The sequence below is a fragment of the Acidovorax sp. GW821-FHT09B03 genome (genome assembly GCF_059418305.1).
Map to the genome: position 1 here is coordinate 23014 of NZ_JBWKPP010000032.1, position 21316 is coordinate 44329.

The following is a 21316-nucleotide window of genomic DNA, read 5'->3' on the forward strand; positions in this document are numbered from 1 at the left end:
TTGCCTGGCAACCTCAGCTTTTGGCCTAAAGCTGAAGTTCGCGGCACTCACAAGCTGTTGGCCAAGATGGGATGGCCGGCCGCTTGGTGATAGATCATGTCCGGTGCACGCCATTCCGGAAGTCAAGCCTTGGAGCTAGCGAGCGACGATCTACGAAAGTGGGATCGCCAGATCTAGCTTGAAGCGCTCTTCTTCTCGACAGCTTTGGCTAGCGGCGTCAACCAACCGATGCGCCTAAAGCGCCAGTACAGAGCGCTGCATGCACACACAATCACAAAGAGTGAGAGAGGATAGCCATAGGTCCACTTCAGCTCAGGCATGTGCTCGAAATTCATGCCCCATAGACCTGCAAACGAAGTCCATACGGCAAAGATTGCGGCCCATGCAGCCAATCGCTTGGTCACCTCACCATCATTGATGGTCACCAGTGACAGGTTGACCTGGACCGCGGTACCAATAGTGTCTCGTAGCCCATCGATAGAGGAGTTGACTCGCGCCAAGTGGTCTGCAACATCCCTAAAGTAGTCCTGCACAGCGGCCACTTGTGGCGGAACTCGTCCGCCATGTAGCCTGCCCATATCGTTCAACAAGGGGCTTACAGCGTGCTTGATGCGAGTCGTCTTCAGCTTCAATTCGTATAGGCGTTCTACGTTGGCCTTGCCGGGGCCTGCCTTTCCAAAAATCTCTTCTTCTATTGCATCTAACTCAGCTTCGAGCTGTTCCACAATTGGGAAGTACCTGTCTACCACTGCGTCTACCAGTGCATAAAGGACATAGCCCACGCCGTGGCGCAGTAGCTCGGGTTCTCGCTCGGCGCGCGCGCGTACGCCCAAGAAGCCCGTGCGGCTATTTCTTCGTGCTGAAAGTACATAGTTGCTGCCAGCGAAGATCGCGAGCTCCCCGAATTGGAGCTCACCCACTTCATCAACTTCGATCATGTGCACCACAACGAAAAGGCAATCGGGATACTCTTCGATTTTTGATCTCTGGTGACCATGCAAGGCGTCTTCAACCGCAAGCTCTGGAAGATTGAACTCTCTCTGCAGAATTGAGAGTTCATCTTGAGTTGCATCCTCAAGCGCCACCCATACAAACCTGTCCGGCTGCCGAACTACGGCTCCGATGCCGTTCAGGTCCGTATCTCGCTCCTTGTGTCCATCTCGATAAGTGGCGCAGTTGATAAGCACGGCTGTCTCCTGAGTTAGCTGGTCGTCTTCGTGATGTTGGTCTGGAACACTCGATCGGCACCGGCGGCGTTGAGCTCAAAGCGATACCAAGCTCATTTGCGCGGAAGCAGTTCACCACCGACGGCTCTAAGTCGAGCCATGTGGGTAGATCGCCACCTATGTGTTTGCAGCTTCAGCCCACACGGAGAATTCGCACGCGACATGCCACCGGTGCATGGCGACCGCAATGGGGCCCATCAACCATGGGTACTCGACGGTCAAAAACGCACGCATTCCCCCATCTTCATCGCGAAACTGGTGCCGGATCCCGCCCAGTACAGTCCCATCCGCGAGGCGCGCAGCGCCCGCCATTTGAATTGGATAGGTCGGGTCTGCAGGCGTCACAAGATCGGCCGTTTCGTCCATAGCGAAAAAGAAGCGGGATGCGAGAGGTGACCCGCCCGTTGTTTCCCACACCTCCTGACCGCCGTCAGGTGTAGGACGAAAAATGTGGTGGTCAGGGCAGGCAGCAAGAAAGGCAGCCTCGTCATCCACCGCTGCCCGGTCAAAGTACCAATTTTTAAAGTTGGCTGCAGACCCACGCGGGAGAAACAGTTCGACTTGACACTGAAGGCGCCGGCCTCGAGAAGCGAGCGCCAAGACCTTGGTCAGTCGATCAGACCATTTCACCTGCGTAGCCAAGCGGCGTTCGATCTCTGGTCGGCCGAGCGAAATTCTGGCTCTAACTACTTCTGCGCGAAGCGTATCGACATCTGATGAACTTGATGGCATCCCAAGACTGCGCAATGCCTTCTTTGCTCTGTTGACCTCCCACGCGAGGATTTCTTTCCTGGAAAGAACCTGGGTGTTTTTACCGAGGCGAACCGTTATCGCCTGGCGAGGGATAGGAAAAAGAGCTTCGTTCATGGCTGCATGAGTTCCGATGTTTGCCATGAGGACGAGAGTCCCCTGGCGTTGCACGACAAGCCCCGGCAAAATGCCGGTACATTCCGTTTCAAACACTCGTATCATACAAATGTTTGAATCAAAGTTCCATCGGTTGCAGCTAGTGGAAGAGCTCCAAAAGAGAACTTTCGAAAACGTCTTCCCGGCTTAAAGATCACGATCTTGCCGTATCAGTGTCTAGAAGTACCATCAAAAATGTCATCCAAACCAGTTTTTGACCCTGCTGCCGAAACCAAGTGGAAGGTCATCTCCGCCGCCACGCACCTTTTTGCGGAGAAGGGCATGGAGAACGTCACCTTGCGAGAGCTGACTGCTTCCGCAGGGGTCAACTTGGCAGCGGTGAACTACCACTTCGGAAGCAAAGATGCACTTTGCGAAGCGGTGCTCGACAGCCTTGCCGGAAGCGTTAACGAGAGGCGTCTCGCTGGACTCAACAAAGTTCTAGAAAAAGCGGATAGCCAGGGAGTAGCACCCTCACTCGAAGAGATCTTGGACACATTTATGCGTCCCTACCTCGGGCCTGATCAGGACGGAGAAGGGGCACTTCTCGCACAGCTCGTGCTGAAACACAGGCTCAGCCCAAACGAAATGACCACACGGATCGTCCAGAGGCACTTCGACCCCTTGGCCCGAGACTACATCCGCGCCTTCGAGAAGGCATGCCCAGAAGTGAATCCGTCTGCCTTCTACTGGCGCTACATGTTCATGGCCGGAACTGTGATCGTGACGTCCACGGACCGGAGCAAGACCAATCGGATCACCACAATCTCGAACGGTCGGTTCGATGCCGCCGATTCGGATGCGCTGCATCGATCTCTCATGGAATTTCTTGTAGCGGCCATCAGCGCTCCTACATCGTAGAGCCGTCCAAGCGGGTCTGAACATGCCCCTCGTACTCGGGTAAACCCTCTGTTTCCGAAACCCAGGACTCACTACGATCCGATTCAAACAGCTGTTTTAATCAGCTGTTTGATGGATCTAACTTGTCAGGAGTTTTGAATGTTTGAGTACTTTGAAGGCAACTACTCTTGGAATCTCGCCACGCTGATGGTGATCAATACGGGTGGCGTGCTGACTGAGGTTGACGACGTACTGCGGCCCCTCAAGCCTCTGGCCGCCAATGCTGATGACGCCGCGACGCAGGCGTTCTGTGATGCCTGGAAGGCTGCGGGCGACAAGGTTGCCAAAGCTGCCCAGGCGGATGAATTGAAGGGTGATCGGAGAGGTGCCTCGGGAAAGTACGGCCGTGCTGCCACCTATTACTTTGCCGCTGAGCGTCAGAGTTCCTCAAAGGATCCTGGGCGCAACCAGCTCTACCAATTGTTTTTGGAGTCGTTCAAGAAGTTCGCAACTCTCGGAAAGTATGAGATCGAGAGGGTTGAGATTCCCTATGAGGGGACCACCCTGCCAGCGCTGTACGTTCGCGGCAAGGGCAATGCCGCCCGCAAGCCATGCATGGTTCACTTCGATGGGCTCGACGTGAACAAGGAGTACATCTACCTCGGCGGAATGCCCACCGAATTGGCAGAAAGAGGTGTCTCGACGCTGATCGTGGACCACCCGGGGGTGGGCGAAGCCTTGCGCTTGCGTGGCTTGCACACGATCGTAGAAACCGACCGCCCTGCCACTGCGTGTGTGGACTGGTTGATGACGCAGTCAGATGTCGACCCCCAACGTATCGGAATGATGGCCCTGAGCCTGGGCGGCTACTACGCAGCTCGTTCGGCAGCGTTCGAACCACGCTTTGCATGCTGCGTGTGCTGGGGTGCCATGTACGACATCGGGGTCGGCATCCGCCGGCGGCTTCAGGGTGGTGGTGCCCAAAAGTCGGTCCACCACTACTTCGAACACGTCCAGTGGGTAATGGGCGTCCAAAGCGTTGAAGAAGTTCAGGCCATGGGGGATCGTATGACCCTGAATGGAATCCTGGATCGCATTCGGTGTCCGCTGCTTGTGGTCCACGGCGACAACGATCGACAGGTGCCCGTGGAGTTCGCTCACCGCACGTACAACGAGGCAGTAAACAGCGTCGGCAGGGAGCTTCACATTCACACCGTGGAAGAGGGGGGAAGCGAGCACTGCAGCGTCGATAACCGCGAATTGACCATCAGCTACATGGCTCATTGGATCGGCCGAACACTCGGCGCCCCACAAGAACTTGCATAGTCCTGCGCCGCCCGCAAACCATCTGTTACCCATCGCGTTGAAACCCATTCGCAGTCAACGCTTGTCTTCACCCACCACAAGAGCACATCCATGAAATCACTTCCTCCAGTGCGCAGAGTCATTACCGGAACCAATGCCGAAGGACACTCCTATTTTCAGGAAGACGGCGCCGCTCCCGCACCCATCACGTTGGCTTCTCGGCCTGGCTATTCCAATTCGAACCTCTGGCGCACCGGTGCAGCTCCTTCGGCAACGAAGTGCCCTGATGACATCCGAGAACACAAGGGCGTGATGCCACCAAGCGGTGGCACGGTATTGAGGGTTATCGACTTCCCGCCACATCCAAAGGACCCAGAGGAACGCCGTCGCCAGGCCGCGGCAACCTTCGAAGCGGTCTATCCCGACGCAAAGCATCAGCCCAACAATGATCGCGACGTTGGGATGCACATCACCGACACGGTGGACTACGCGATCGTGCTCCAAGGCGAGATCACCGCAATCATGGAGAAAGGCGAGACCGTCCTCAAAGCTGGAGATGTGCTTGTGCAAAGAGGAACGAATCACGCTTGGGCAAACAACACCGATGAGATTGCTCGGGTTGCCTTTGTACTGATTGACGCACATCGGCAGATGAGCTCGATCTGACTCGCCTGAGGTCAGCAGCCCGCGGCTGACTTCACAGCTCACTTCACAGGAGACAAAAATGGACCGTAGACATTTCCTTGAGGCCCTCGGTTGCACCGCTGGGGCACTGACGCTTTCTTCGCCGTCATTCGCAGCGGAGTTCCCGAGTGTGATCAAGCTGATCGTTCCGTTTGCAGCAGGCGGGCCGTTTGACAACACGGCGCGCATCTTGGCGGACGGTCTGGCGCTGGCCACGCGCAAGTCCGTCATCGTCGACAACAAGGGAGGCGCCGGTGGAGTGATCGGTAGCAGCGAAGTAGCGCGATCCAAGCCGGACGGATCTACGCTGCTCTTCACGACGGGTGGCCACACTGTGCTCCCCATCCTCCAAAAGAAGATGCCCTACGACGCACGCAAAGCGTTCACCCCAATTACCCAGCTGTACAAATCCGCCGGCTTCCTACTGTTGGTGCCGGCTAATTCACCCTACAAGACCGCTCAGGAGCTTCTGCAGGCTGCAAAAGAAAAGCCAAGCAGCCTGAGCTATGGGTCCGCAGGCACAGGCAACACAACGCATCTGGTGGGTGCTCTGTTCGCTCGCGCGGCCAAGGTTGAGCTGATCCATGTGCCATACAGAGGCGCCGCTCCGATCTTCAACGACATGTTCTCGGGCATGGTGACGATGTCCTTCCTGGGCACCTCTATCGCAAAACCATTTCTTGACGCTGGTCGACTGCGAGCGCTCGCCATCTCGGGTGATCAGCGCACCCCCGATTTGCCGAATGTTCCATCATTTGGGGAACTGGGTATCAAGGGCGCGGACGTGCCTGCCTGGGGCGGCATATTTGGCCCAGCCGACATGGCCGCCGACCTGGTCGACCAGTTTCACAAAGCCATTGTGTTCGCAACCCAGCGCCCCTCTTTCCTCGAAGAAGCGAAGAAGATTGGTGCAGTCGTTACTGTGCCTGCGCCCAAAGAATTCAAGGCGTACGTTGAAGCCGAGTTCAACAGGTACCAAAAGATTCTGCCGCCGCTAGGCATCACCCTGGATTGAGGAGACCACGGGTATGGAAGCAACTCTTCTGTTGCGCCTGGTTGGCATTTTTGCAATGGCCGTCCCCTGCGGAATTGCTCACGCGCAGAAGTCCAACGACTTTCCAGTGAAGCCTATCGAGGTGATCGTTCCTTACGCTGCTGGTGGCGGAGTAGCGAACATGGCGAGGGCTTTCGCGGTGGATGCCGCACAGGAAATGGGCCAGCAACTGGTAGTCGTCAACAAGGAGGGCGGGGGCGGAGTCGTGGGATTCAATTCCCTGGCGCGAGCGAAGCCTGATGGATACACCATTGCCTTCTCCCCGGCCTCTCCCTTGACGAATGCCCCATTCGTGAACAGCAGCATGCCCTACAAGCTTGACCAGTTTGAGCCCGTGTGCCAAATCTTCGAAAACATCTTCGCTGTGGTAGTCAAACCCGACTCCCCACTCCGCAGCTTCGAAGATCTGGTCGCCAAAGCAAAAGCAGCGCCCGGGACGATTTCGTTTGGGCACGCGGGGCCGGCCAGCGTAGGGCACCTGTCCTTGGCTGCGATAGAGCGCTCATCCGGGATCAAATTCAACGCGATTGCATACCGCGGCGACAGCCAAGCCATGTCTGACACCCTCGCTGGCACCCTTGATTTCGCGGCACTGGGGGTTGGCACGTTAGCTGGGAAGAACATGCGGGTACTGGCAGTGTTGTCCCAGAAGCGCCATCCTGCGCTGCCCGATGTACCAAGCGTTTCAGAGTTGGGCTTCCCGACCAACAGCCAAGGCCTGAATGGACTGTTCGTGCCTGCCGGTACACCGCAAGCCATCATTAATCGCTACTCGGCTGTATGCAAGAAGATCGCTTCATCACCTTCGTACATCGAGCGCGCACGTGGCATGTCGCAGGTGGTCAACTACGTCGACGCTCGAACCTTCAAGGCGCTCATCGAGCGTACATACAGAACACACGAAGCACTTGTGCCTGGTCTTGGGCTTGAGAAAAACTAGAACCGTTTTGTCAGCATAGGGCGCACGGCCAAGGCGACAGAGGCCGCGCTGCCTTCCAACCATCGGGCCCCGCCCGTAGTTCAAGGAATTTGGAAATGATTGTAGAGATTGACGTGCCGATTCGCGTTCGCGACGGCCTTGAGTTGCGGGCCAACATATTCCGGCCAGAGGCTGCCGGCGCTTATCCCGTCATCCTCACGCACGGACCCTATGGAAAGGACGTGCATTTCGCAGATGGCTACGCGCCAGCCTGGAAGAAGCTGAAACAGCTGTATCCGGAAATCGACAGCGACGGTTCATCTGGCCGGTACCTGCGCTGGGAGCTTCCAGACCCAGAGCAATGGATTCCGCACGGCTACGTGGTAATCGCGGTCGACACGCGCGGCAGCGGCAAGTCGCCTGGGAAGCTGGACGTATGGTCCAAGCAGCAGACTCTGGATCACTACGATTGCATTGAATGGGCCGCCGTACAGCCATGGTCCAACGGGCGAGTGGGTCTTATGGGCATCTCCTATCTTGCTGCGAACCAGTGGCAGGTCGCCGCATTGAACCCGCCACACCTGGCTGCAATCATGCCCTGGGAAGGGTTTTCAGACTTCTATCGGGAGCTGACACACCAGGGCGGAATTCTGGCCAATCACTTCGTCAACGCCGCCTGGTGGCCTAACCAGATCCTATCCCTGCAGCACGGCAACGGGAACTCACCTCACAAGAGTCGAGAGACTGGACAAACTACGACAGGGGTTCCGTTGTCTGAGGGGGAATTAGACGCCAACCGCGATGACTTCTTCGAACAGTTCGAAGCCCACCCGATGGATGACGAATGGTACCGAGACCGCAACGCGGACTTGTCAAAGATATCGGTCCCTGTGCTTTCGGCCGGGAATTGGGGCGGTCTAGGGCTGCATTTGCGGGGCAATGTAGAAGGCTTCCTCGGCGCAGGCTCCAAAGCTAAGTGGCTTGAGCTCCATGGAGGAACTCACTACGAGTCTTTCTACAAACCTCGCTGGCGTGATCTGCAGCGGCAGTTTTTTGACCACTATCTCAAAGGGCTCGCAAATGGCTGGGAGCAACGCGAGCCAGTGATGCTGCACGTAAGACATCCAGACCACTTCGAATACCGAGAGGAGAGTGAATGGCCAATTGCTCGTACCAGCTGGAGTCGGTGGTATCTGGACGCGAAAGGCCAGACAGTGTCGAAGAAGACGTTGAACGAAGAGGCTAGCGTGACCTTCGATGCAATGGGTACAGGTGTCGAGTTCTCGACGCCTGCGTTTGAGAGCGAAATCGAGTTCACGGGCCCACTATCAGTACGGCTGTGGGTCGAGACGACTGCGTCGGATGCTGACTTTTTCCTCACGCTCAAGTTGTACGACCCGCATGGCGCCGAAGTTCCATTCGAAGGGGCTTCTGAGGCTGCAGTCCCAGTTACCCAGGGCTGGTTGCGTCTGTCCCATCGCGCGCTCGATCAGAATAGGAGCACTGAGTCTCGGCCGTTTCATGCCCACACCGAAACTTCCCCTGTTGTCCCCTCCACGTCCTATCCGATAGAAGTGGAACTGTGGCCAACCAGCGTCGTCGTTCCACGCGGCTATCGCCTCGGGCTGCTGGTGGAGGGTCAGGATTTCTCTCGAAGTGCGACCAAAGAGCCACGCACCGGCTCTGGGCCATTTCTTCACAACGATCCGAGGGACCGAAGCCCGGCCAAGTTTGCAGGTATCAACCGCATTCGTACCGGGGGAGCGTTCGACTCCAGCATCCTGCTTCCAGTGATCCCGCACAAATAGACGCGACCCTAGTGCAATCGTGGAAAGCGCTTGCACTGTGCACGCCCTCACTTCTCACGCACCATTAAGCTCAAGCATGACAGCAACCGAAAAAGCAATCTTGCGCATGCCCGTGGCATTCGGGCCAAATCCAAGTCCTCGGCAAGGCCGCGCACCCGTGACGCACTTTGATCAAGTCAACAGCCCTCGCAAGCGCAGCTTGTACGCACGATTTGAGACCAATGAAGCTGCAGTCGCCAGGCTTATACCCAAGCACTGCGTTCTTCGTGGAGCTCCTCAAATTGCGTTTGAATTCACGGTCTTGGAAGACCTGCACTGGCTCGCTGGACGAGGCTACAACATGCTGTCGGTCCGAATTCCCGTCCAATGGAAGGGAAAGGAGACAATAGATGGTTGGGCCCAACCCGTCGTCTGGGAGAACCTTACCGATCCAATCCTCAGTGGACGTGAGGAACTCGGCTGGAGCAAGATCTATGCAGATCTACCTATGCCAACGGAGCAAAAAGGAGTCACCCGTGTGAGCGCCGAATGGATGGGATTTGAGTTTTTCGAGATGCGCTTGGAGGCACTGGAAGAGACTCCGGCGGCACCGCAAGTGGGGGGCAATCTCATCCACCAGAAAGTGATGCCCTCTACCGGCGCTTGGGGTGAGTTGGACGTTGACTATTGCACCCTGACGCCAGCTGGAAACAGCAGCGCCAGGTTGACCTCCCACTCGCAAGGATCCGCATCGGCAAGGTTCAACTCGCCAACTTGGCAGCAGATGCCCACACAGTTCCATATCGTTTCGGCGCTTGCTGAGATTCCCCTCCTCCGGCTTGTCACCGCCGGCGTCTATGAAAGCATCGGTGGCAAAGATCTTTCAGATCAACGCCGTCTGAACCCCACCTAGATCCAGTAGCAAGCCGGTCATCTCGCCCATCAAGGTAGATAGCAGAGCTGATCGGCGATTACTACACAGTGCGGTTACTCAGGACATTTCCTCCTGAGTGACTGCGGTCCATGGCCAGCTCCCATCGCCACTAGTCGACCTGGATATTGTTCTCTCGCACGACTTTCGCCCAAGCCCTTGAATCCTCAGCGAGAAACTGGCGGAATTCGTCTGATGTGCCACCTGCAGGGACCAGGCCAAAGTCATGAAGTCGCTGTTGGAAGTCTTCGGCCTTGATGATCTGCTGAGCCAACGCGTTGAGCTTTGCGGTCACTTCCGGTGGTGTGCCTTTCGGGGCGACGAGGCCGTGCCATGAATCGCCCACGAAATTCTTGAAGTGTTCGCCCACAGTTGGTACGTCTGCCAGCGCACTGACTCGCTTTGGTCCAGAGACAGCGAGCGCAGTCAGCTTGCCGGCTTTGATGTTGGGAATTGCCGTTGTGGCAGGCTCAAAAACCACATCGATGAGTCCATTCATAAGATCGGGTAACGCCATGACGTTGTATGGAGCGTGGACCATCGTTACACCGGCCTCGTTTAGCAAGCGCGCCATTGCCACATGTGTGCTGCTGCCGATCCCATAGCTGGCGTATGTCATCTTGCCTGGCGCTCCTTTGGCGGCTGCAACAAACTCTGGCAATGTCTTGTACTGCGACTTTGGAGAAGTCACCAGAACAAAGGGCACTGAAAGAATGCGCACCACAGGTACAAAGTCTTCTGCCTTGTAAGGCAGGTTTTTGTACACGTGCGGGTTGATTGAAACCGTGTTGTTCACGGCGTACAGCAGGGTGTGACCGTCAGCGGGCGCGGTCGCCACGAGTTGTGCCCCAATGATTGTGCTTGCCCCACCCTTGTTGTCGATGTACACGGGCTGACCAAGCCCCTTCGACAAACGCTCGCCCAGTAGCCTTGCTATGACGTCTGGGGAAGAGCCCGCCGCATAGGGAACGACGATCCGCACCGGCTTTGTGGGAAAGGTCGCCTGCGCAAACGACGGCCGTTGGGCAAAGCATGCCGCTCCGACGAAAACTGACGTCAGAATCAATGTTCTGCGGATTGATGAGTTAGAGCTGAGAGCGAGGACAGATTTCTGAATGCGTTGGTTGGACATCTTTTCTCCATTTGGCGAGTTTGGATCTGGCACGCGGCTTGGCATCACAGCACTCATCTGCGATTGCGCCCACAGACTCGCTTGCGAGTCGCTGCTTTCGAGTAGTCGAGAGATCGATCCGCCTAGATATCCATCTCAATGCCGAGGGGCGGCAGCAGTTGCTGCAGGCGCTGGAGTTCGTTCTTCAGATAGACCCTGAACTGCTCAGCAGGCATTGCCTGCGGTTCGTTGCCGAGAGTTTTGAACTTAGCTCGGAGTGCCGGGTCTTGCAGAGTTGCCACAACTCCCTTGTGCAGGGCGGCAAGCACATCGGCGGGCATGTTCGGTGGAGCCAAAAGCGCCGAGTAAGCAGGGATGTCAACGTCCTTGATTCCGAACTCGGCGAAGTTCGGAAGATTCGGTAGCGTCGTCGCCCTCTTGGTCCCGGAGAGCCCAAGCGCTTTCAGCTTGCCTGACTGGATGAAGGGCATGACTACGGACGGTGCTACAAAGGCAATGTCCACGACCCCTCCCATTAGGTCCGTTATGAAATCACCGCGGTAAGGCACGTGAAGGAGCTCAATCTCTGCCGATTTCGCAAACAGCGCGCCGACCACATGGGTGGTATTCCCGATGCCTGCCGATGCGAAGCTGATCTTTCCCGGAGCCTTTCGTGCAGCATCAACTACATCCTGCACGCTATTGAACGGAGAGCTGGTACGGGTCAGCAAGGCGAAGCCCTCGCCAACGGACACCTTTGTCACCGGCGTGAATCCCTCTAGCGGATCGTAGGGCAACTTCTTCATAAGCACGGCATTGGTGGTATGTCCACCAGTCGTCCACAGCACCACCGATCCATCCGGCTTTGACCTAGATACTTCCGAAGCCGCGATGGTAGCGGCGGCCCCCGGCTTGTTCTCGACGATGCACTTGCGGTTGGTAACGGAGCGGTAGGTTTCGGCGAACCATCTCGCCGACGCGTCGAGCGAGTTACCCGGAGGAAAGGGCACGATGATTCTCAGAGTGTCCGGCAGGACCACTTGCGCATGCCCAAAAGTTGGAAGCGCTGCTGCAGCCATGGCCAAAAGAATGTCACGACGAAAAATATCCACGAGGTTGTCTCCTTGTTATCGTCAAAGTGGGCCGATTGATACTTCGACCACCTGGCACTACTGCATCTGTTGCGCGAGCCAACCAATCATCTTGGGCGCCACGACATCGAGCTTTGTGACGGCGCAGTGCCCCGTGTCGGGCAACAGAAGAACTTCTGTATCTTTGCGCCCCTGAAAAACCAGGGTGTCTTGTTGAGGGATATGGACGTCATCAGCTCCATTGACCACCAGCATCGGCGCGTTCTGACCCTGTTCAAGCAGACTCCTCAGCGAGAAGCCAGCCATCGCTGCCGCTACTTCTTGTGGATCGGGGCGATTCAGGCCAAGCGCATTTCCCAGAATGTCTGCCATCCCAAAATGCCACTGGCGCGCTGGTGGATTCGCAAGCGCTCCGACCGGGCCGCCGAGAACGATGGAGGCGTCCACCGCGCCCTCCAGTCCAGACCGTGCGGAGAAGTGGCCGCCCATGGAGATACCGAGGTGCCCCACTTTGCGAGCTCCTGAGCGACGTGCCTCTGCCACTAAGCCAGTAACGATCTCATACCCGGCAGGCGACATCGGAATTTGGGACTCGCCAGTTCCGGGAATGTCGAATGCAAGTACTCGGACCCCAGCATGCTGGATAAAAGGCAGGAAGACACCTTGCAAATCCATCTTCCATGAGTCGACTCCACCGCTTGCCAAAAGGACAGGGGCATCAGCCGCGGCTCCCTTAGCCGACAGCACATGCACAGGTACCGCTGTCAAACCTCCGGCGTAGGGCACGTTCAGTATGCGGCGCTCGAAATCGATGGGTAGTTGGCTCGACCAGCGCTGACACTGCTCGACCTGCTTCGCCAAGGCTATCCGACCTGCTTCGTTGGCCAGTGTCGGAAACTTGGCCCAACCATACGCGAGCATGGCTTGATCATGGCGACCTGCATTCGCATACCGCTCCGCAAGACTGGACCATTCGTACACCCAACCTCCTGGCTCATAGTCCCACATGCGATCGATGCGCGATCGCACCTCGTCCACGTCTTTGGAAGGAAGATTCTGCCGAGTCATTTGAGCGTATCGCTCGGTGAATAGCTCATTGGGATCAAGGGGCCATGTGTATGCCATGTCGGTACTCCTGGTCTGTTTAAGAGGCGTTGCTTGAGATCGATGGGGACCGCCAATGGACCATTGGAAGTCCGGCAACCGGTGACCTAAAGCAAGCGAGCGATGTGCCCATAAGGCTGCCGAGATAGACGGTCTGCAAGTCAGGGCCGCCAAAGGTGATGCTGGCCATCCACGGCGCGAGCGTGCCGTGGGCCTTCGCCATGATTTCCATGGTCAACGTGCCCGCTGCAGCGTGCGCTTCGAGTTGGGCATTGGCATCTGGATTTCCGTCGTCAAGGAGCTCAATGACCTCGCCTTCGGGCGTTATCGCAAGAAGCCTGTCCGACATGATCATGGTCACCCACAGGTTCCCGTAGGCATCAAATGCCATGCCGTCCGGCGATCCTGCACCGAGTGAGGAGGGACCAAACACTTCACGATCTACAAGGGATCCATCGGACTGCACCCGCAGGCGCGAGATCCTTTTGGCCGTGGTCTCCACCACGTACAGCCATTCCTCTTTGGCATCGAAGCGAATCTCGTTCGTGAATGCGAACCCTTCGGCAACCACACGTGCACCTTGGTCATCCATCAAGATGATGTAGCCGTCGTTGACGCCAGGACGCAGCGCATCGGACCAGGGATTGATCCGTGTGGAGACGGTGATCCAGAGGCGGTTTCGCGAGTCACGTAGAACGAAGTTCGCCTTGCCAATCGGCACGCAATCAATTGCGTCGAGAAGCACCGTTGTGTCGCCAGTTTTGCGGCTCATGCGTTCGACCCGATCGGTGCCGAAATTTGCCACTATCAGGTCACCGGCGGAGTTGAAGGCCAGACCATTGGGAAGCGTCCCCCTGGTGAAGCGCTCTTTGAGGTCACCGGTATCTTCAAAGCGCGAGCTCGCTTTCTGAGCGACCAGGCGCTGCGTTCCATCAGGCTGTATGTGCATCACTCCACCACGGGCATCAGCAACCCATAGATCACCTGAACTTTCCGCAAGCACGCACTCGGGCCTTGCGAGATCAACACCAACCTGAGTCACCAGTTTTCGATCAACCTTCCAGTTGAGCAGCGGGTTCGTTTTCATCAAATTTCCTGAAATTTTCACAAGACGAGCTTCGATCGACGCTCATGCAGTCATGTTAGTTTGTTTACACGTGTGTGCAATATAGTAGAAACCCAGGCTATACTTTGCTGCGTCTTAGCGGGATCATTCGGCCTTAGATGGATGACCGCTATGGTGTATTTTTGGTTGCACATGTGTTCAATTTGTAGACGCTTGTCCAGCGAGCATGGGCTTGAGGCGTGGTAGCGTGGATGCCCTGATTTCGCCAACACGTCTATGAACACCCCAAAAAACACACCTGAGGTTGAAACTCCGAAGCGCAGACCACAATCGCGCTCGGATAGCGAGGCGACCAAGGAGCGAATCCTTGACAGCGCTGAGAAATTGTTTGCGCGGTTCGGCTACCACGCTGCTTCGATCCGCGACATAGCGGCGGAGGCGGAGTGTCAGTCGGCACTCGTGGGATACCACTTTGGCTCGAAGCAGGAATTGATGGATCGAGTGCTCGCTCGTCGCTCTGAGGTCCTCAACGCCGAGCGACTTGCGTTTCTTGAGCGGGCTCGAATCCAAAGCCAAGATGCGCCCATCAAGGTGCGGACCTTGCTTGAAGGCTACGTAGGCACGATCCTCAAAAGAGCAGCACGCAACGACCAAGGTTGGCGCAACTACACGCAGATGGTTGCCATGGCGGCAAGCAGCGCCGAATGGAGCGAGCTGACCGACAAGCATTTCAATGCGGTCGCACGCGCGTATCTGGAAGAGCTGCACAGAAGCCAGCCAGACATTTCTGCCGAGGACCTCCACCAGGGGTTCTTCTTCGCTGTCGGGGCGATGGTGAATGTCTGCGCGCGGCCAGGGCGCATTGAAACCCTGTCAAAGGGGCAGTTCAAGTCAAAGGACGTCTCTGCGCTTTATGACAATTTATGCACCTTCTTGGAAGGCGGATTCATGGCGATGGCCCGTAGAGGCCTCGCTCCACCAGGTCCTTCGGGGCAAACAAAGGAAGATGATGGAGATTCAACAGGCGCCCCAGCCCGCGCAAAACGAAGGAAACAGCAGAGCACCGGTAGCTGAAGGTCAGCTTCTGTGGACTCCTTCTCCTGAGCAAGCCAACAACAGCGAACTCTCTAAATTCATGAGGTGGCTCGCCTCTGAACGCGGCCACTCCTTCGGAGACTACGATTCCCTGTGGCGCTGGTCCGTGACAGACGTCCAGGCCTTCTGGGCCGCCATTTGGGACTACTTCAATGTCATCTCCGGCACCCCATATGAGCGGGTTCTGAACACCAGGGAGATGCATGGAGCGCGATGGTTTGAGGGCGCGACGGTCAACTATGCCGAGCATCTGATGCGTGCGGAAAGACAAAACCCAGACAAGGTCGTCTTCCACCATTGCTCGGAACTGCGGCCACTGGGCCAGATGACTTGGCGTGAACTGGGTCGACAGGTGCGCATCGTTGCGACACGACTGCGAGAGCTCGGCGTGCAGCCTGGAGACCGCGTTGTCTCCTACATGCCCAATATTCCCGAGACCGCGGTGGCGATGATTGCCAGCTTGGCGATTGGCGCTGTATGGTCCTCAGCCGCGCCAGAATTTGGCGTAAAGACGGTGGTAGAAAGGTTTGCACAGATACAGCCCAAGGTTCTTTTTGCGGCCGACGGATACCGCTTCGCAGGCAAGGATGTTGACCGGCAAGCTGATGTGTCAGATCTAGCCCGGCAGTTGCCATCCGTCCAGACAATTGTTTGGCTGGACTATCTCAAGCCTGGCGTTATTCCTTCCATGGGTACGCGCGACCTGGTGAGCTGGCAGGCCTTGTTGACTCATGCTGACGTAGAAGCTGAAGGCTTTGAATACGAGCGAGTCGGGACCGAGCATCCGATGTGGGTCCTGTTTTCGTCCGGCACTACGGGCTTGCCAAAGGCGATCGTTCACGGCCACATCGGCATGCTCTTGGAGCATTTGAAGGTATCCCACTTTCACATTGGACTGGGCGTGGATTCAGTGTCATTCTTCTACACGACCACCGGTTGGATGATGTGGAATGCGCTGTTGTCAGGCCTCCTTGCCGGGGCGTCCGTAGTTTTGTATGACGGTAGCCCGGTGTACCCGGCATTGGACACGCTTTGGAAGCTAGCGGCTGACACGAAGACAACCTCGTTTGGGGCAAGCCCGACTTTCGTCCAGATGATGGAGAAAGCGAAGCTCCAGCCCCGCACATCTCATGATGTTTCAAGCTTGCGTTCTGTCCTCCTGGGCGGCGCTCCCTCTACCCCTGAGGTCTTTGCCTGGTTTTACAACAGTGTCAGTCCTGATCTGTGGGTCACATCCCAATCTGGAGGTACGGAGATGTGCAGTGCATTTGTTGGTGGCGTACCGATTCTTCCTGTTCGAGCAGGCGAAATTCAGGCGCGTCTGTTAGGAATGGACGTTCATTCATGGACAGAGGATGCCTCTGAGCTGCACGACGAAGTGGGAGAACTCGTCGTCACCACACCGTTTCCATCAATGCCGCTGTTCTTCTGGAACGATGCGGACGGAAGTCGCTATCACGACGCCTACTTCTCGCACTACTCGGGAGTTTGGAGACATGGTGACTTCATCAAGATCAATGCCCGTGGAGGATGCTTTATCTACGGGCGGTCGGATTCCACACTCAATCGTCATGGTGTGCGAATTGGCACATCGGAAGTGTATCGAGCAGTCGAGCAGGTCGAGGAGGTTGCAGACAGCCTTGTGGTCTGCTGCGACTTGCCCAATGGAACTCACTACATGCCTCTGTTTCTTCGATTGAAGCCCGGGCACGTGCTGGATGATGCGCTTCGCGACAAGGTCGCAAAGCGACTGCGCAGCGACTACAGCCCCCGCCATGTTCCCGACCAGATGTTCCAAGTCGACGACATCCCTTACACCCTCACTGGAAAGAAGCTCGAAGTGCCGGTCCGCAAGATTCTCATGGGCAGCCTGCCTGAGAAGGTCGTGAGCCGCGACGCCATGGCGAACCCTCATGCGCTTGACTCGTTTGCTCGACTCGCGCACGAGACACCCGTGCGTTGAGGCATTCGAGGCCTCCATGTTCACTCAATCCCCTAGCTCAGGGTGGACAAGCTGAATAGGCGCATCGCGTGCACCACGCTCTGCAATCGCCACTGAGCAAGCCGCAGCATCAGATCGCACTTGAGCGCGATCAATGGTTTGCAAACCTCCCGCCCAGCTTGAGGCAGCAACTCCTCTCGGCTGGGCGCTTGCGTTACTTCGGACCAGGGCAGCGCCTCTTTTCTCGTGGCGATATTGTTGATGGTCTGTACTGCGTTATTGATGGCGATGTCGTGGTCTACGGTGAGCTCGCGCCAGGTCGCAGCGGAGTGCTCCTGCAACTTCGTCCTCCAACATGGTTCGGAGATATCTCGTTGTTTGACGGGCTCGGGCGCTCACACACTGTTGAGGCGACACAAGCCGTCACGGTCTTTATGGTTCCGATAGATCTAATGATCCGGCTGTTAGACGGGGAGCCAATTTACTGGAAATTTCTCGGTGTCTTGCTTAGCGAAAAACTGCGGACGGCCCATTTGGCTTTAGATGAATGCGCAAAGGCATCGACAGAGGTGCGACTAGCTCGCCGCTTGGTTGTGATGTCGCTTACAGGGGGACAGTCAGTACCGAGGTCAATTGTCTTGGAAGTTCAGCAAGAGCACTTGGCACAGATGCTAGGAATGTCCCGAAACTCGATCAATCCTGTGCTCAGAAAGTTCAAATCGATGGGCCTCATCACGTTGTCCTATGGGCGGCTGGCCATCGTGAATTTGGACGGACTCAAGGATGTTGCTGGGTTCAAGTATTGGCCATCTCGCCGATAGATTGCGTTCCCTACAACCGCGTGTATCGCACGCTCCGCGGCGAGTGCAGCAGTTCTGGGCCTTTGACTGTGGTCACGGAAGCTAGTGCTGCAGGCCGCTATCTCAAAAAAGGAATGCGTGATGCTTTAGAAGGCGTGGCTTTTCGCCGGCGATGAGCGACTGCGCGCGCCAAAGCAGATCGGGCACGTCTCACGTGCCTCATTTCAGTGGAGTTTAAGTAACTACTTTGTGCAGTGTTGAGCAAACAAGGGAAAGCCCCGGAAAGACATCGTTAAGCACTCGCCGACTATCAGCCTGCGCCATTTCTTCAACCAACCAAAAGGAGACAAATATGGTTACTCGTAGATCTTTCGGCACTGCGGCAGCCTTGGCAGCTGTTGCGGCGGTAACTCCCCTGAAGGCGGCCTCAGCGGCAAGCACTGCGCCACTTGTGCTCACCACATACATTGGAGGCAACACTGTTACCCGCGAACAGGTTTTGCAGTGGGAAGCACGTCGTGTGCAGGTGGCGGCACAGCGACTGCGACAGAACTTCTTACTGGCGCTCGCTGGCGAATTAGATTCCTTGATTCTCCGACCTGCCGCATCAATTGCTACGCTTGCGCAAGATAGAGAGCGACTCGCCAATGCAAAATTGCATCTGGGGCACCAGCGCATACGCAATCTTTTGGCCGGGGACCTTGCATTGTCCACACCATTGGAATCCGCAGCAGCCTCAGCAAACCGTTGGGCACTCTGCACGATTGACATTGCCAGCAGCCGTGGAACGGCGGAAGGCTTCAAAGTTTGGCTTGAGCAAGTTCGAGACCGAAATGACGAACGCGCCATGCTGGTCGCCTGCCCTGATCACTACCTTATCCAGACCCTTGCTGGAAGCAAGCAGGAAATAGTCGAAGTCACAGGAGGGGCAATGTTGGCGAGCAGGTTTGTGTTTGATCCATATAACCAAGTCGGCTTGGCTATCGCCGCAGATCCCTCATTTCCAGTTCAGATCGCGGGGGTTGCGGCTGACAACCAAGGAACAACTATTGGGGGAATCCGCCACCAAGGGCGCAATTTAGGGCTTGGCCAAGGATTTATCTGCCGCTTTGGCATTGCGCTACCCGCAACTCTTCCGTTTTGGTTTGTCACTGAGCACCGCTGGCACTTGGCGTGCGAGTTTTCCAATTGGATCTCCGCTTACGCCGAGAGCTAAGTGACACTTGCTTCGGTGCTCTAACTACCGTAGCCCCTCCAATGGCCAGGGCGCCTTGATCACACGAGGCGCTCCCGCACACCCTCTACTCTTCGGAGACAAATGATGGCTTCCCGACAGCTTTATCAGTGCATGGGGCGTATGCTCATGGCGTTTCTTTCAACTTCCCTAGCTTGCGCCACGTTTGCAAACACGTCCGCGCAGGGGGTCAGATTCGAGGATGAACTTGTTTCCAATGGCTCTACGCTTGTATTAAATGGAATCGGTGTTCGGCGGATTCTTTTTATGAACGTAGCGGTCGGTGCCCTCTATCTTCCTAGGAAGACGCAGCGCTTCGAAGATGTCATCGCGCCCGCGTCACCAAAACGATACCACGTTGTTTTCCTCCGGGACATCGACGGAAAGGAAGGGGGTAAGCAATTCACTGACGGAATTGCGCGAACCACTACAAAATCAGAGATGGCCACGCTGATTCCATCAATCGCGAGAATGGGGGAGTTTTTCTCCAAGAGAAAGAAGCTTCTCGCAGGAGATTCCTACTCGATGGAATTTGTGCCTGGCGAAGGTACGTACATCTATTACAACGGTAGATTGGACTCTCCTGAACCTTTTCGAGATCCATTGTTCTTCCCGGTCATGATGCGAATGGTCCTGGGGGAGAAGGCCGCAGATCCGTCATTCAGGGCCGGCTTACTTGGCACTCCGATGGTGTCAGCAGACCCTTCTGCCCAAAATCGATAAGAAGCGTACACAGCGCAATTCCCTGACTAGCAGCTATTTCGTGTTCCCTGGCACGGGACAACGACAAGGAGGCGGACGTGAGCATCTGTGCGGCTTTGTCCAGTCGCCTGCTTGGGTGATTCGGGGCGCTGGAGCCACCACCTAGACTTCGGCTATCGGCCCAAAGCTGCCACTCGGGAAGTGAAAGTCGACGACCGCTTCAGGCTGATTGCGGAAGTTCACCAACGGCTGCTTCGGGGTCGTTCAGTACCAGGCAGCGAGCCCGGCGGCTTCGCGGCCTGCGACGCGACGGCTCGTTAGCCCAATGAAAGCAACGTCACCATGTATCCGGATTCCGGCACAAGGTCTGCTCGTAAATGCTCTGAGGCTGTCGTCTTCGTACCGTCCCTTCACCCGTTCCGGACGCCGCCTTTTCGAGCAGCGGCGGCGCTGAAACAGTTGCGACCCTTCTCCGTAGGTAAACTCCGTGCATGTGGCCGCTCGAGTGCCATGGTTGGAAAGGGGGGAGCGCATGCGCCGAACAGCGCGGCCTCACACGCGATGGCAAAGTCAACGTCAGTACCGCGCAAGCCGCGGAAGAACAGCTTTGAAGTGAAGCGCGGGGTAGTGCCTCCGTCTTCGCTTGTTCTCCATTTCTCCCCTGACCAGTGGGAAAAGTTCATTGAGGAAGCTTGCTGGCAACGCAAGCTGCCCAACGCAGCCACGTATGCGGCTGTGAAGCAGCTTGGTGGCGCAGGTGATGGCGGTCGCGACGTTGAGGCGCGACTGGTCCCAGCGCTCGTGGCCGGTCAGTGGGACCTCTATCAGGCGAAGCACTACAGCACCGGCATCACGCCCTCGGACTTCTTCCCTGAGTTGGCGAAGTTCTTCCTACAGCTTTTTGCGGGCACCTACCCGGCACCGCGCCAGTACCTGCTGTGCGCGCCGCGAGGCGTTGGTAATGATTTGCACAACCTCCTCAGCAAGCCGTTGGAGCTAAAGCAGCGCTTCCTTGATGAGTGGACGGCGGGCAAGACTGGGCTGAAGGGGCGGAGCGCAGAGTTGACTCCACAGGTAAAGACCGTCATTGACGCCTACGACTTCTCGACCATCGTGGAGTGCCAGTTGCGCGACCTTCTGGAATGGCACGCGCTCAATCGAGCCAAGCACTTCGAGCTGTTCGGCATTGAAGCTGAACGTGGCGACGACCCAGCCACTCCTGCTGTTCCGACAGTCGCCGAGCATGCCTACGTTGAAGAGCTGCGTCGGCTGTACGAGGAGCATGCTGGAAAGCCGATGACCCTCCTCGAGGTGCTTCAGGAGCAGCGCTACCTGGAGCATCTGCAGAGCCACCGTGCGCTCTTCTACTGCGCGGAGGGGTTAAAAATGTTCAGCCGCGACCTCTACGGCGAAGAGGAGTTCAACATCCTGCTTGATATGGTGCTAGTGTCGTGAGTTAGAAGTTCGCAGGCAAAATCTCTCGACACTCGCGAGGATGTCATCTGCGGTCTTTGACCAG

General features: G+C 56.6%; 19 protein-coding genes. 13 read left to right on the forward strand and 6 right to left on the reverse strand.

Going from position 1 to position 21316, the window contains the following annotated elements; all coding sequences use genetic code 11:
- Positions 1-173: 173 nt before the first annotated feature.
- Both AC07PA_RS31485 and AC07PA_RS31490 read right to left on the reverse strand, forming a co-directional pair.
- Positions 174-1187 carry a magnesium and cobalt transport protein CorA gene (locus tag AC07PA_RS31485; protein WP_494610119.1) on the reverse strand — a complete coding sequence of 338 codons (1014 nt, stop codon included), beginning with the start codon at positions 1185-1187 and terminating at the stop codon, positions 174-176.
- A gap of 156 nt (positions 1188-1343) precedes the next feature.
- Complete coding sequence (locus tag AC07PA_RS31490) at positions 1344-2093, reverse strand: hypothetical protein (protein ID WP_494610120.1); 750 nt, start codon at positions 2091-2093, stop codon at positions 1344-1346.
- Positions 2094-2327: 234 nt separating this feature from the next.
- Between AC07PA_RS31490 and AC07PA_RS31495 the strand changes: the two genes are divergently transcribed.
- The 7 genes from AC07PA_RS31495 to AC07PA_RS31525 all read left to right on the forward strand — a co-directional run bounded on the left by AC07PA_RS31495 (position 2328) and on the right by AC07PA_RS31525 (position 9634).
- Positions 2328-2993 carry a TetR/AcrR family transcriptional regulator gene (locus AC07PA_RS31495; RefSeq protein ID WP_494610121.1) on the forward strand — a complete coding sequence of 222 codons (666 nt, stop codon included), beginning with the start codon at positions 2328-2330 and terminating at the stop codon, positions 2991-2993.
- Between the two features lie 138 nt (positions 2994-3131).
- Entirely contained in the window at positions 3132-4298 is a 1167-nt protein-coding gene (locus AC07PA_RS31500; RefSeq protein WP_494610122.1) for an alpha/beta hydrolase family protein, read from the forward strand.
- Positions 4299-4388: 90 nt separating this feature from the next.
- On the forward strand, positions 4389-4943 hold the full coding sequence (locus AC07PA_RS31505; RefSeq protein WP_494610123.1) for a cupin domain-containing protein: 555 nt from the start codon (positions 4389-4391) through the stop codon (positions 4941-4943).
- A 148-nt stretch (positions 4944-5091) separates the two neighbouring features.
- Positions 5092-5976, forward strand: coding sequence for a Bug family tripartite tricarboxylate transporter substrate binding protein (locus AC07PA_RS31510; RefSeq protein WP_494610124.1), 885 nt, complete (start codon positions 5092-5094; stop codon positions 5974-5976).
- Between the two features lie 13 nt (positions 5977-5989).
- Complete coding sequence (locus AC07PA_RS31515; RefSeq protein ID WP_494610125.1) at positions 5990-6955, forward strand: tripartite tricarboxylate transporter substrate binding protein; 966 nt, start codon at positions 5990-5992, stop codon at positions 6953-6955.
- Between the two features lie 95 nt (positions 6956-7050).
- Complete coding sequence (locus AC07PA_RS31520; protein ID WP_494610126.1) at positions 7051-8742, forward strand: CocE/NonD family hydrolase; 1692 nt, start codon at positions 7051-7053, stop codon at positions 8740-8742.
- Positions 8743-8818: 76 nt separating this feature from the next.
- Entirely contained in the window at positions 8819-9634 is an 816-nt protein-coding gene (locus AC07PA_RS31525; RefSeq protein WP_494610127.1) for an acetoacetate decarboxylase family protein, read from the forward strand.
- A gap of 130 nt (positions 9635-9764) precedes the next feature.
- Here the strand turns inward: AC07PA_RS31525 and AC07PA_RS31530 are convergent, their stop codons facing one another.
- From AC07PA_RS31530 to AC07PA_RS31545, 4 genes are all read right to left on the reverse strand, one after another.
- Positions 9765-10784 (reverse strand): Bug family tripartite tricarboxylate transporter substrate binding protein, encoded by a 1020-nt coding sequence (locus tag AC07PA_RS31530; protein WP_494610128.1) that lies wholly within the window; start codon positions 10782-10784, stop codon positions 9765-9767.
- A 122-nt stretch (positions 10785-10906) separates the two neighbouring features.
- Positions 10907-11875 carry a Bug family tripartite tricarboxylate transporter substrate binding protein gene (locus AC07PA_RS31535; protein ID WP_494610129.1) on the reverse strand — a complete coding sequence of 323 codons (969 nt, stop codon included), beginning with the start codon at positions 11873-11875 and terminating at the stop codon, positions 10907-10909.
- Between the two features lie 57 nt (positions 11876-11932).
- Complete coding sequence (locus AC07PA_RS31540) at positions 11933-12979, reverse strand: alpha/beta fold hydrolase (RefSeq protein ID WP_494610130.1); 1047 nt, start codon at positions 12977-12979, stop codon at positions 11933-11935.
- A 19-nt stretch (positions 12980-12998) separates the two neighbouring features.
- Positions 12999-14045 carry an SMP-30/gluconolactonase/LRE family protein gene (locus tag AC07PA_RS31545; RefSeq protein ID WP_494610131.1) on the reverse strand — a complete coding sequence of 349 codons (1047 nt, stop codon included), beginning with the start codon at positions 14043-14045 and terminating at the stop codon, positions 12999-13001.
- A gap of 255 nt (positions 14046-14300) precedes the next feature.
- Here AC07PA_RS31545 and AC07PA_RS31550 point away from each other — a divergent pair, with 255 nt between their 5' ends.
- The 6 genes from AC07PA_RS31550 (at position 14301) to AC07PA_RS31575 (ending at position 21252) form a co-directional block, all read left to right on the forward strand.
- Complete coding sequence (locus AC07PA_RS31550; protein ID WP_494610133.1) at positions 14301-15098, forward strand: TetR/AcrR family transcriptional regulator; 798 nt, start codon at positions 14301-14303, stop codon at positions 15096-15098.
- Positions 15034-17082 carry an acetoacetate--CoA ligase gene (locus tag AC07PA_RS31555; RefSeq protein ID WP_494655418.1) on the forward strand — a complete coding sequence of 683 codons (2049 nt, stop codon included), beginning with the start codon at positions 15034-15036 and terminating at the stop codon, positions 17080-17082. The genes AC07PA_RS31550 and AC07PA_RS31555 overlap by 65 nt, the downstream gene beginning before the upstream one ends.
- Before the next feature lie 68 nt (positions 17083-17150).
- The gene (locus AC07PA_RS31560; protein WP_494610135.1) at positions 17151-17882 is read left to right on the forward strand and encodes a Crp/Fnr family transcriptional regulator; all 732 of its coding nucleotides are present in this window, start codon (positions 17151-17153) and stop codon (positions 17880-17882) included.
- A 331-nt stretch (positions 17883-18213) separates the two neighbouring features.
- Complete coding sequence (locus AC07PA_RS31565) at positions 18214-19077, forward strand: hypothetical protein (RefSeq protein ID WP_494610136.1); 864 nt, start codon at positions 18214-18216, stop codon at positions 19075-19077.
- 105 nt (positions 19078-19182) lie between these two features.
- Complete coding sequence (locus tag AC07PA_RS31570) at positions 19183-19818, forward strand: chalcone isomerase family protein (RefSeq protein ID WP_494610137.1); 636 nt, start codon at positions 19183-19185, stop codon at positions 19816-19818.
- Positions 19819-20358: 540 nt separating this feature from the next.
- A complete protein-coding gene (locus AC07PA_RS31575; protein ID WP_494610138.1) occupies positions 20359-21252 on the forward strand; it encodes an ABC-three component system protein in 894 nt (297 codons plus the stop codon).
- Positions 21253-21316 lie beyond the last annotated feature (64 nt).